The organism is Micromonospora sp. NPDC050795 (assembly GCF_044456785.1).
Taxonomy (GTDB): domain Bacteria; phylum Actinomycetota; class Actinomycetes; order Mycobacteriales; family Micromonosporaceae; genus Micromonospora.
The window spans coordinates 135,294-146,384 of record NZ_JBITGE010000017.1 but is presented as its reverse complement, the minus strand read 5'-3'; the positions used below and the strand labels follow the sequence as shown (position 1 = coordinate 146,384).

The following is an 11,091-nucleotide window of genomic DNA, read 5'->3' as shown; positions in this document are numbered from 1 at the left end:
GGGGTAGCTCCTTCGGGGGTAGAACACCCCGACCACCAGAGGGGGACGGCGGTGAGGGTGTGAGCACCTCGTCCGGCGCTGCACTTCACAAAGGGGGAAAAGTCTTGGGGTGACGCCCTGGTGGGGCGTCGGGGTCGGCGGCCTGCCGAGCGGGGGGCTCGTGGCGCCGGGTCTGTGTGTAACGACCGGGGGGCCGGGGTCATTCCGGGGTCGGCCCATCCATCACGCACCCTCATCGTGGCGATGCCCGCAGTCGTTCGTGGGGACTGTAACGACCGGGTGGTGGCTGGCATTCCAACCCGGGTGACCAGGCCGGAGGCCGGCGGTGGTGCTGCGATCGTCAGGGTGTGTAACGACCCCGGCCCAGCCATGATTCCAGCCCACCGGTGCACCCGGTCACACCCCACACCACCCGGCATCGGACAAACCACCCACGCCGCCTCGACCCGGCGGTGTTCAACCTGCCCGCACGCGCGTGATCCACTCGCGTTCACGGAAACCGGGGCATCCCGGACGGCATGACGTGCCGATATCAAGGAACGCGAGTGGATCACGGAAGGGCCGACCGCATGAAACCGACGAAACGGACGGGCCGGCGCCCGTCGGAGTGATCCGACGGGCGCCAGCTTCCGTGCTGTCCGGGCGCAGCCCGGTGGTGTGAACTAGTGCGCCGCACCACCGAAGCGCTGGCGGCGACGCCAGGCCAGGGTCAGCAGCAACATCACCGCTCCGGCGCCGACCAGGCCGCCGCCGAGCTTCATGGGCGTGCCGATGCTGTCACCCGTGACGGGCAGCGGCTGCTTCTTGTGCAGCACGCGCAGCTCCGTGCTGGCGGTACGGCCGGACTCCCGACCCGTGGCGGTGAAGGTCAGCAGACCCGTCACCGACGGCTTGTAGCTCTTGGTGAAGCGGCCCTGGCCGTTGGTGTACGCCGTGAAGTGCAGGGGAGCGCTCGCCTGGTAGGCCACCGGAGCCATGGCCACGGTGCTGCCGTCGCTGCGGCGAGCCGGAGCTGCGCCGCCGGCCGGAGCGGCCTGCGGAGTAACCGTCACGGTGATGTCGACGGTCTCGTTCGGGCCGAAGTTGGTGCCGGTCAGCACCACCGTCTCGCCGAGGTAGATCGTCGGCCGGTTGACGGTCAGCGACGCGGCGGTCGGCGGGTACGGCGGCGGTTGCGGCGGGTCGGTCGTCGCGGTGGGCTGCGGCTGCGGCGCTGCCGCCCCCGCTGCCGTCGGCACAGCCACCACGGCCAGGCCGACCGTGAGCGCCATGATGATGCGGGATAGCCGCATGATTTGGTTCCCTCCTACTGATCACAGCTTGGTGCGGAATGAACTTGGGTGGTCCAGGGGCTGGCGGTGGGGGTCAGCCACAGCTCGGCCTGCCCGACGCCGGTCTTGGCCGTCAGCACGGTGACCTCCAGCGCCCTCTCGGCGCCGGGGCCGACGTCCACGCTGGCCGTGGCCACGTGGCGGCGGCGTTCGGTGCCGCTGCCAAGTGCCGTCTCGGTCCCGTCCAGTCGGGCCTCCAGCACCGCTCCACCAGCCGGGCTGAAGATCGACACCAACGTTCGGGCGGTGTACGGATCGCCAGCCAGGCCGAGGCCGAGCACGGATTCGCTAAGTCCGGACTTCGGCGCCGTCGAGCGCAGGGTCACCCGTAGCCGGAGCTCACGGCGACCGTCCGACCGGCATTCGCCGACCGTCAGGTTCGCCGTCGGCCGCAGGTAGTAGCCGAGCTTCGCGCCGCTGCCGTCGTTGAGGAACACGCCGACGGTCGGCACGGTGTCCTGTTCCGGAAGCGTCCCGGCCATCCGGCTCTCGCCGAATGTCCGCTGTTCCTCAGGTCGGGCACTCCAGAACAATATCCGGCGTTCAGTGATAGCACGGTCAAATGCGGACAACAACACCCGGGGGTTGACATTCTTCTTGAAAAAGGAGTCGAACACCGCTGACGCCGACGCCGCGAAGAACTCGTCCTGCTGTTTGAGGTCGAGGCGCTGATAGCTGTCGTTGAGCAGGGTCTGCACCACCTTCTCGCTGGCGAGCGGGACACCGCCGGGCACCAGCACCGGACCGGTCGCCTTGAGCAGGTAGGACAGCACCACCGGGTCGACGGCGAGCACGCCGTCGACAGTGGTGCCGGTCTTACGCCGGAACATCTCGCGGTACAGCGCGGCGGCGGTCGGGAAGTGCGGGGACAGGTTGACGTCGGCGGGGTAGATGCCGGGCAGGTCCGTCCAGAGGGCCCGGGTTTCGGCGGGCACCTTCAGCGCCGGGGTGAACCGACCGAGCGAGGAGGTGCTGCCCTGCTTGCCCATCTGCACCTTGCCGTTCTCCGCCTCGATCATCGCGTAGGCGCCGAACATGCCGCCGGTGGCACGCAACTCGGCGAGGTTCTGCGAGACGAGCAGGTAGCGGCGTGGGCCGTTGACGCCGAGCAGCGGCGGGAGGAGACGGGCGCCCTGGTCGGCTGCCGTGGTGAGGCTGGCCAGCCGGTCGATCTCGTCGCGCAGGTCGCCCAGCGCCTGCCGGATCTGGCTGACCAGATTGTCGGCTGGCACCGCCGCCAGGTTCTGGCGGGTGCGTTGCACCGACTCGTGCACCCCGGTGAGCTCCGTGGAGACGGCGGCGAGCCGCGCGAGGTCCAACCGGCCGCCGGTCGGCACCAGGCTGGCCAGGTCGGTGCGGAGCAGGGTCGGGAACGCGTGCCGGGCCAGTTCGTCGATGGCGACGGCGATCTGCGCGACAGCGTCGAGGTCGTCGCCGGCGATCGGCGTGCGCCGTCCGAGCCGCCAACTCGGGTCGGCCGTTGCCGAGCGGGCCGCTTTGGCCTGCTCCTGAAGGGCCGCGAGCGTCCGCAGGGCACGGTCGGTGTCCCCACCGACGATCTGGGCGCTCAAGTCCCGGGCCAGGCCGGCGGCGTTGAGCAGGTGGGTACGCGCCTGCCAGCCCCGGAAGCCGACCCACCCGGCGGTCGCCAGTAGCAGCGAGCCCACCACCAGGGCGCCGAGCAGCGCCCGTCGCAGTCGGGCCCGCCGACGACGCCGGGACCGGCTCCGCCGCCGGATCGGACGTTCGCTCACCGTCACACCAAACTCCCCATCGCGGAACCGGACAGAAGGTCGATTCCCTGACGTTCTTAGCACGTCCACGGGAAGTTCATACCGTTATTGCAATAGTCGTCCTTTAAGCGAGCTTTCTTCGTGGTTCCGTGGCGGGCTCTGCGAACCGTCCCACCGCCTCGTGCAACAGCCGTTCGATCTGGTCCACGCCGCCGGGCAGCGACATCTCGCGCAGGTACGCGGCCCTCCCCCGGCGACCCATCTCGGTGCGGGTCGGCGGCGGGATGGTGGCTGCCAACCAGAACCTGTCGGCAAGGGCCGCCCAGTCCTCGGGTGGGCAGGACAGCCCGGCCCGAACCCGTTCGACCAGCTCGGCCGTGTCCCCACCGGCGGAGGCGATCACCGGCGCGGCGCAGGACAACGCGGCCTGGAGTTTGCCGGGCACCGTGCTGCGCAGCTCCGGAAGGTCGCGCGACATGACCAGCTGGTAGTCGGCGGCGGCGTACAGCTCGGGCATGTCGACCGGTGACCGCCGCTCCAGGAAACGGACGTTCTCCGCGCCCAGCTCGGCGGCGAGCCCCCGCACCCGCCGCTCCGCCGCTCCGGAACCGACAAGCACCAGATCCATCGTCCGGTCCAGTGCCGCGGCCGCACGGACCGCGGTCTCGAGCCCCTGCCGCGCCCCGATGGTCCCGGCGTGCATCACCACGCACCGACCGTCGCGACGAACCAGCTGGCGTGCCGCCGCGCCGGGTGTCGCCGGGTAGAAGATCCGCTCGTCGGTCCAGTTCAGCACCAGCCGGACCCGCGCCGGATCGGCGCCGGCGGCGACCACCAGGTCCCGCATCGACGGCGCCGCGACCGCGATTCTCGCGGCGGTCCGGTAGATCCGGGTCATCGTGCTGCCCATCCGCGCCGCCCAGCGCCCCTCGCCCCCCTCGTCCGCGCCGTCGCGGGCCCAGACGTCCTGCACGTGCAGCACCGCGGGCACCCGCCCGAGCAACCGGAGCACCGCGGCGGCGGCGAACGTCGTCGCCGGCAGTTGAAACACGTAGAGCGCGTCCACGTCACCCAGGAAACGGCGTGCGACCAGCCCCGCGCTGCCGGCGAAGGAGAGGTAACTGGCCATTCGACCGCCGGCGGACGCGGCGCCCCCGGGGTACCGGGGCACCCGTCGGACGCTCAGCCGTTCGCTGTGCGTCTCGTGGTGCCACCGCTGCCGCCAGCCGGGATAGACGTGGCCACCGGGGTAGTCCGGAAAGCCGGTGAGGACCCGTACCTCGTGCCCACGTGCGGCCAGCTCCTCGGCGAGGCTCCCCGGGATGAACGCCGGCTCGGGCGGGAAGTGGTACGACAGGATGCCGATCTTCACCGGTCCGCCCCCGTCCCACCAGGATCGCCGGCGACCGGCGCGGCACCACGACCGGTCGGCGTGCCGCGCGCGTACGATGCCGACAACCCCTCCCCGCGCGGCCGCCGGCGTCGACGCACCGCCCCCGCGGTGCGTGCTTCGGTGTCCGTACCGATGAGAGGGGCACCGATGGCTGATCGCGTGTTGTTCGTCTGCCACGCCAACCTGTGCCGGTCACCGATGGCCGAGTACCTGGCCCGCCGGCTGCTGGCCGACCGACCCGTCGAGGTGGCCAGCGCCGGCACCGACGCGATCGACGGGCTGGCCATGCACCCGTACGCCCTGGAGGTCGCGACGGAGAACGCCACGGAACCGGTGGCGTTCCGGACCCGGGGGTTGCGCCCCGAGTACCTGGTCGACGCGACGCTCGTGCTGACCGCGACCCGACGCCAACGCTCGGTCTGCACCTCGTTGGCGCCGGGAGCGCTGCACCGGACGTTCACACTGCGCCAGTTCGGTCGGCTGGCCGCGGCGGCCGAACCGCCCACCGACCTGGCCGACGACCCGCTGCGGGCGGCGATCGCCGCCGCCGCGCAGGCCCGGGGACGACTGCAACCCGCCGCCCCGGACGAAGACGACCTTCGGGACCCGATCGGCGGCACCCCGGCCGACTTCCGACGCTGCGCCGAGGAGATCGAACGGTCGCTGCGACCCCTCGCCGCGCTCATCGGGGCAGCCGGGTGAGTTCCTGGGTGTGGTCGGGGACTCCGTTGACCCCGTCGGCGGTTGCGCTGTGCCGGCCGGACGCGGTCCGTTCGGCCGGCACCGACGCCTCGGCCGTCGAGGCCACCACCCGGTAGGCCTCGTACTGGTACGCCTCCGCCTTGGCCACCTTGGCCATGTTCAGCACACAGCCGAGCAGCCGGACCGAGACCGAGTGCAGTGACCGGGCCGCCGCGGCGACCTGGGTCCGCGAGGTGCGGCCCTGCTGGGTCACCAGCAGCGCGCCGTCGGCCTGGACGGCCACCACCACGCCGTCGGTCACCGCGAGCAGCGGGGCGGTGTCGATGATCACGATGTCCGCCGACTCGCGCAGCGCCAGCAGCAGGTCCGACATGGCCTTGGAGCCGAGCAGCTCGCTCGGGTTCGGCGGTGCCGACCCGCTGGGCAGCACCAGCAGCGACTTGTCGCCCCAGCGCTGCACGACGTCGCCCACCTTCACGTCGCCGACCAGCACGTCGGTGAGGCCGACGCCGGCGTCCAGGCCCAGGTAGTCGTCGACCTTCGGGCGGCGCAGATCGGCGTCAACCAGCAGCACCCGCCAGCCCGCCTCGGCCAGGGCGATGGCCAGGTTGCAGGAGAGGGTGGTCTTGCCCTCGCCCTGCAGGGCGCTGGTCACCGCGATGACCCGGGCCGGCTCGTGGACGTCCACGAAGCGCAGGTTGGTCCGCAGCTTGCGGACCGCCTCGGCGCGCGCCGAGGTCGCGGCGTCGCCCACGATGAGCGGCGCGCTGCGGGCGTTGGCCTCGAACGGGATCTCACCGAGCAGCGGGCTGCCCGTGGCGCGTTGCAGGCCGGCGGCGTCGCGCAGTCGGACGTCGGCGACGCCGCGCAGGATCGCCAGACCGACGCCGAGGAGCAGGCCGACCAGGCCACCGAGGGTGAGGTTGCGGACCGGCTGCGGCGAGACCGGGTTGGCGCTGACCCGTGGGCCACTGACGATCTCGATCTTGATCGGCGCCTTGCCCTCCGGTGTCGTCTCCACCTTCTGTACGAGTTCGACGAACTTGTTGGCGAGGCTCTCCGTCACGCGCAACGCGCGGGTCTGGTCGGTGTCGGTGACCGATGCCCGCAGCAGAACGGTGCCGGTCTCGGTGGAGGTGCTCACCCGGCGCTGCACCTCGTCCGCGGTGAGGCCGACCGGAGTCTCGGCCACCACGCTCTGCGCCAGCCGGTCGCTGCTGAGCAGGTCGGCGTACGACTTGACACGCTGCTGGAGGAAGAGCCCGCCCTGGTAGGCGTCGGTGACGCCGGTGTTGGGGGTCGTGACGAAGAAGGTCACCGAGGCGACGTACCGAGGTTGGGCACGTACGGTCAGGAACGCCGAGACGCCGAGAGCCACCATGACCGTGACCAGCGCGACCCACCAGTGCCGACGCACGTGGCGCAATTGGCGGAGCAGGTCCATCAGGAGCGCCCCCGTGCCGGTCCGGTTACGGCAAAGAACTTCACAAAAACCCCCAAGGTCGTCTCTAAACTCGTGAAACCATTAAAGCGGTTAATACGGCTTATGTCCGGAGTTACCTATATTCCGGCGGCGAGATGTGCGCCCCCATGACCAACCCGACAAACACCCATTCGGCAGCGGCGACAACCGGGAAAAAAGTCGAAGGCCGATCCGACGGCGTCCGATCGGCCCAGCGGTCGCCGCCGACCGCGCCGCCGGATAGGGTCGACAGTGGTGTGCCGGGAAGCCTGGTCGGCGAGTGGAAACCCGCTGTCCCGACTCCTGTAGGTGAGCCGAAGTTGACCTCCCCCACCCCGCCTCCCGGCCCGCGTCCGCCAAAGATCCGGCTGTTCTCGCGATCGTCCTGGCCGCAGGCCCGGCACCTGGCCGACGTGCTGCGCACCGAGACCGTCGGTGGCGCGCTGCTGCTGTCAGGCGCTCTGATCGCGCTGATCTGGGCCAACTCCCCGTGGTCCGACTCGTACACCCGGCTCGGTGACGTCGTGCCCTGGCCCGGCGCGCCCTGGCACCTCGACCTGAATCTGGCCACCTGGGCGGCCGACGGCCTGCTGGCCATCTTCTTCTTCGTCGTGGGCCTGGAGCTCAAACGGGAGTTCGTCGCCGGTGACCTCCGCGACCCGCGCCGAGCCGCGCTGCCGGTGGCGGCCGCGCTCGGCGGGATGCTGCTGCCGGCGCTGATCTACGTGGCGGTGGTGCTGAGCGGGGGCGGGGAGGGCCTGCGCGGATGGGCCATTCCGACCGCCACCGACATCGCTTTCGCGCTCGCCGTCCTCGCGGTGGTCAGCTCACATCTGCCCCAGGGGCTACGCGCATTCCTGCTCACCCTGGCGGTGGTCGACGACCTGTTCGCGATCACCATCATCGCGATCTTCTACACCGCCGATTTTCAGCCCGTACCGCTTCTCGCCGCTTTCGCGCCGATCGCGCTCTTCGCGGTGCTGGTGCAGCGGGGGCGCACCTGGTGGTGGGCGCTGATCCCCCTCGCTGTGGCCGCTTGGACACTGATGCACGCCTCGGGCGTGCACGCCACGGTCGCCGGTGTCCTGCTCGGCTTCACGGTGCCGGTGCTCGCCCGCAGACCGGCGGCCGGCGACCAGCCGGCCGCCGCCAGCGCGGAGGCGGGCGAGGGTGGGCTCGCCGCCCGCCTGGAGCACCGCTGGCGGCCCGTGTCCGCCGGCTTCGCGGTGCCGATCTTCGCCCTCTTCGCCGCCGGGGTCACACTGCGCGGCACCGACCTGGGTGCCCTGCTGAGCGACCCGATGGTGATCGCCATCGTCGCCGCCCTGGTGTTCGGCAAGAGCATCGGCATCTTCGGCTCGACCTACCTGCTGGCCCGGTTCACCCGCGCCGAACTGGACGAGGACATCACCTGGGCCGACCTGCTCGGGATCGCCCTGTTGGCCGGCGTCGGCTTCACCGTCTCACTGCTCATCGGCGACCTGGCGTTCGGGGCGGGCAGCACGGTCGACGACCGGGTCAAGGCGGCCGTGCTGCTCGGCTCGGTGATCTCCGCCGGGCTGGCCGCCACCGTGCTCAGCCGCCGCAACGCGGCGTACCGGAGGGTGGCGCAGCGGGAGCGGTTGGACGCCGACGGGGACGGCGTACCCGACGTCTACCAGCACCCCGACGCCCGCTGACCCCGCCGTCGCTGCCCGACGGAACCATGGCACCGAGGGGCGCGGCGCGGGTTCGCCGTCGTGCCGCGCCTCCGCACCAACCAAGCGCGCTCGCGCTCAGTGGCGACGGTCGGCGGGCGGCAGGTCCTCGGTCTCCTCGACCAGTGCCTCGGCTGTCGGCCCGGTGAGGTCGTCGCCCGGCACCGCCACCGCCTCGACGCGATCCTGCTCGTCGGGCTTGCCGCCGCGCGGCGGCTCCGGGGCGGTGGCACCGCCGGCGTAACCGTACTCGTTCGGTTCGTCGTGCCGGCTCATCTGGTCATCCTCCCGCTCTTCCCGTTTCACCTGTCGAGGCCAACGGTAGGTGGTGATCGTCCTCGCCGCAGCGCGCCGCTGATTGTCGACCGGACCACGGGGGTGAGCTGCCGAGCGCTGCCCCGAGCAGCTGACGCAGGGCGATGATCGCCACCGCGCCGGCCAGGCCGTTCCAACCCGGTTCGCCGGCGAGCCGGAGCAGGCCGGCCGCGACGAGCAGGTCCAGCAGTACCCGGACGCCGCTGCGCAGCGCCCCGGTGGTGAGGGTGGTGAGCACCCCGGCGACCAGCGCCAGGGCGGTGACCGCCGTGACCAGGGTGCCCATGACGCTCGACGCTCCCCCTCGGCCACCTGACGCTGCTCCTGACGGATCTCGCGGCCCAGGAAGTAGTTCAACGCTGTTCGGATTGTCGCGATGGCGGCCAGTTGGCCGATCTGCGTGAATGACGGGGACACCGCCGTACGCAGCACGTCGGCCGCCAACTGGAATTCCAGGCCGAGGGTCAGAAAGCGGCCCAGCGACAGCCGGATCGACGTGAAGCGGGCGGCGCTGCGGTGTCGCAGCCCTTCGACCACGAACCGCACCGCCGCCCACACCGCGCCAACGAAGATCACCATCGCGCCGGCCACCTCGACCACGGCAACCAGCACCTGGTCGCCCTGACGCAACAACTCGGCCGGCTCCACCCCGGGCCGTTACCCGCCCTCCGGGCAGCTAGTCGGCGCTCAGGTCAGCTCGTTCACCGCCTCCAGGATCAGCCAGAGACCGGAGATGGCGAAGAGGATCGCGGCACCGTACTTGATGGTCTTCTCCGGCAACCGCCGGCCGAGCATCCGGCCGACCAGGATGGCCAGCGCGTCCGCGGCCACCATGCCGATGGTGGAGCCGAGCCAGACACCGAACCAGCCGTACTTGGTGGCGAGCGTGATCGTGGCGAGCATCGTCTTGTCGCCCAGCTCGGCGAGGAAGAACGCCACCGACACCGCCACCAGCGCGGTCTTGTTGGTCTTCTCCGCCTTGCGCTTCTCCTCCTCGGTGAGCTTGTCCCCGCGTAACGTCCACGCACCGAACCCGAGGAACGCCACGCCGGCGACCAGGGAGATCCACTCGGTCGGCAGCACCGCCCCGAGACCCGCACCGATGGCGACCGACGCCAGGTGCACCACAGCGGTGGCGACCGTGATGCCGATCAGCACCGGAATCGGTTTGAACCGCGTGGCGAAGGTCAGCGCCATCAGCTGGGACTTGTCCCCCAGCTCGGCGACGAAAATGACGCCGAAGCTGACGACCAGCGCGGCGAAAAATCCCTCCATGACGTCCTTCCCGTTCACGCCGGGAGGAGGTACAGGGGCGCCCTCGACCCGGCTGCAACAGCCTGAGTCGAAGGTCTCGCCCGCCCCGAGAGAACCGGGGCCGCGTGGCCGGATGCGGAACGCACCAGTATGTCGACCACGACATTGGGGGCTACTCCCCTTCGCGCGCTCAGCCTATCGGATCACCTCCGGACCGGCCGAGCCGGGTGAAAAGGCTCACCGCGCCCGCGCCAGCGTGACACCGAAGAGCGCGTCAGGATCGGTCCAGAACTCCGCCGCGGCGAAGCCGGCCGCAGCCAGCTCCGCGGCGATCCCCTCCCGGTGGAACTTCGCCGAGACCTCGGTACGCAGCTCCTCCCCCGCTGCGAAATCGACTGTCAGCCCCAGCACCCGCACGCTCATCGGCCGGGTCGCCCGCAACCGCATCTCGATCCACTCGTGGTCGGGATCCCACACGGCGACGTGCGCGAACGCGGCCGGGTCGAAATCGGCACCCAACTCCCGATTGATCACGTGCAGCACGTTGCGGTTGAACTCGGCGGTGACCCCGGCGGCGTCGTCGTACGCCGGCACGATCACCGACGGGTCCTTCACCAGGTCCGTGCCGAGCAACAACCAGTCGCCGACCTCCAGAGCGGCGCGCATCGCCGTCAGGAACTCGGCCCGCTCGGCGGGCAACAGGTTGCCGATGGTGCCGCCGAGGAACACCACCAACCGCCGACCGCCGGTGGGCAGCCGGTCCAGTTGCCGGGTGAAGTCCCCCACGATGCCCCGCACCCGCAGGCGGGGATAGTCCGCCGCGATCTGGGCGGTGGACCCGCGCAGCGCACTGACCGACACGTCGAGGGGGACGAACGTGCCCAGGCCACCGCGGCGGGTGAAGGCGTCCAGCAGCAGCCGGGTCTTCTCCGACGAGCCGGAGCCCAACTCGATGAGCGTCTTGGCCCCGGTCAACGTCGCGATGTCGGGAGCATGCGCGGCCAGCACGGCCCGCTCGGCCCGGGTCGGGTAGTACTCGGGCAGTCGGGTGATCTCCTCGAAGAGTTCGCTGCCCCGGGCGTCGTAGAACCACTTCGGCGGCAGCCACTTCGACCCGGCGCTCAGCCCGGCCCGGACGTCGTCGCGCAGGCCACGCTCCAGGTCGCCCTCTTCGAGGTAGATCTCCAGGGGTTCCGCTGTCATC

10 protein-coding genes and 1 pseudogene are annotated in these 11,091 nt (G+C 71.0%); 2 read left to right on the top strand and 9 right to left on the bottom strand.

The features are described 5' to 3' along the window. Window positions 1-662: 662 nt before the first annotated feature. The 3 genes from ACIBEF_RS17385 to ACIBEF_RS17375 form a co-directional block, all read right to left on the bottom strand. Window positions 663-1,292 carry a hypothetical protein gene (locus ACIBEF_RS17385; protein ID WP_396794285.1) on the bottom strand — a complete coding sequence of 210 codons (630 nt, stop codon included), beginning with the start codon at window positions 1,290-1,292 and terminating at the stop codon, window positions 663-665. A 14-nt stretch (window positions 1,293-1,306) separates the two neighbouring features. Then, window positions 1,307-3,085, bottom strand: coding sequence for a DUF4012 domain-containing protein (locus tag ACIBEF_RS17380; RefSeq protein WP_396794284.1), 1,779 nt, complete (start codon window positions 3,083-3,085; stop codon window positions 1,307-1,309). Window positions 3,086-3,188: 103 nt separating this feature from the next. Beyond that, the gene (locus ACIBEF_RS17375; RefSeq protein ID WP_396794283.1) at window positions 3,189-4,436 is read right to left on the bottom strand and encodes a glycosyltransferase family 4 protein; all 1,248 of its coding nucleotides are present in this window, start codon (window positions 4,434-4,436) and stop codon (window positions 3,189-3,191) included. 168 nt (window positions 4,437-4,604) lie between these two features. Here ACIBEF_RS17375 and ACIBEF_RS17370 point away from each other — a divergent pair, with 168 nt between their 5' ends. Beyond that, window positions 4,605-5,159 (top strand): low molecular weight phosphatase family protein, encoded by a 555-nt coding sequence (locus tag ACIBEF_RS17370; protein WP_357208025.1) that lies wholly within the window; start codon window positions 4,605-4,607, stop codon window positions 5,157-5,159. On the opposite strand, the gene ACIBEF_RS17365 is transcribed toward ACIBEF_RS17370, so the two are convergent. After that, window positions 5,140-6,603 (bottom strand): polysaccharide biosynthesis tyrosine autokinase, encoded by a 1,464-nt coding sequence (locus ACIBEF_RS17365; RefSeq protein WP_396794282.1) that lies wholly within the window; start codon window positions 6,601-6,603, stop codon window positions 5,140-5,142. The two genes, ACIBEF_RS17370 and ACIBEF_RS17365, sit on opposite strands and share 20 nt — an antisense overlap. A 338-nt stretch (window positions 6,604-6,941) precedes the next feature. Here ACIBEF_RS17365 and nhaA point away from each other — a divergent pair, with 338 nt between their 5' ends. Next, the gene (nhaA, locus tag ACIBEF_RS17360) at window positions 6,942-8,300 is read left to right on the top strand and encodes a Na+/H+ antiporter NhaA (RefSeq protein WP_396794281.1); all 1,359 of its coding nucleotides are present in this window, start codon (window positions 6,942-6,944) and stop codon (window positions 8,298-8,300) included. A gap of 96 nt (window positions 8,301-8,396) precedes the next feature. On the opposite strand, the gene ACIBEF_RS17355 is transcribed toward nhaA, so the two are convergent. The 5 genes and pseudogenes from ACIBEF_RS17355 to egtD form a co-directional block, all read right to left on the bottom strand. Further along, a complete protein-coding gene (locus ACIBEF_RS17355) occupies window positions 8,397-8,594 on the bottom strand; it encodes a hypothetical protein (RefSeq protein ID WP_355009870.1) in 198 nt (65 codons plus the stop codon). Between the two features lie 4 nt (window positions 8,595-8,598). Beyond that, on the bottom strand, window positions 8,599-8,919 hold the full coding sequence (locus tag ACIBEF_RS17350) for a hypothetical protein (RefSeq protein ID WP_396794290.1): 321 nt from the start codon (window positions 8,917-8,919) through the stop codon (window positions 8,599-8,601). A gap of 17 nt (window positions 8,920-8,936) precedes the next feature. Next, window positions 8,937-9,281: pseudogene (locus tag ACIBEF_RS17345) on the bottom strand (DUF1622 domain-containing protein); the annotation flags it as partial. Between the two features lie 39 nt (window positions 9,282-9,320). Then, entirely contained in the window at window positions 9,321-9,908 is a 588-nt protein-coding gene (locus ACIBEF_RS17340; protein ID WP_030338044.1) for a TMEM165/GDT1 family protein, read from the bottom strand. Window positions 9,909-10,124: 216 nt separating this feature from the next. After that, a complete protein-coding gene (egtD, locus tag ACIBEF_RS17335; protein ID WP_396794280.1) occupies window positions 10,125-11,090 on the bottom strand; it encodes an L-histidine N(alpha)-methyltransferase in 966 nt (321 codons plus the stop codon). Window position 11,091: the final 1 nt, after the last annotated feature.

Excerpts from the sequence above, each read along its gene's own strand:
- ACIBEF_RS17385 (WP_396794285.1), bottom strand. The coding sequence starts at position 1,292 with ATGCGGCTATCCCGCATCATCATGGCGCTCACGGTCGGCCTGGCCGTG.
- ACIBEF_RS17370 (WP_357208025.1), top strand. The coding sequence starts at position 4,605 with ATGGCTGATCGCGTGTTGTTCGTCTGCCACGCCAACCTGTGCCGGTCA.
- ACIBEF_RS17365 (WP_396794282.1), bottom strand. The coding sequence starts at position 6,603 with ATGGACCTGCTCCGCCAATTGCGCCACGTGCGTCGGCACTGGTGGGTC.
- ACIBEF_RS17355 (WP_355009870.1), bottom strand. The coding sequence starts at position 8,594 with ATGAGCCGGCACGACGAACCGAACGAGTACGGTTACGCCGGCGGTGCC.
- ACIBEF_RS17350 (WP_396794290.1), bottom strand. The coding sequence starts at position 8,919 with ATGGGCACCCTGGTCACGGCGGTCACCGCCCTGGCGCTGGTCGCCGGG.
- ACIBEF_RS17340 (WP_030338044.1), bottom strand. The coding sequence starts at position 9,908 with ATGGAGGGATTTTTCGCCGCGCTGGTCGTCAGCTTCGGCGTCATTTTC.
- egtD (WP_396794280.1), bottom strand. The coding sequence starts at position 11,090 with ATGACAGCGGAACCCCTGGAGATCTACCTCGAAGAGGGCGACCTGGAG.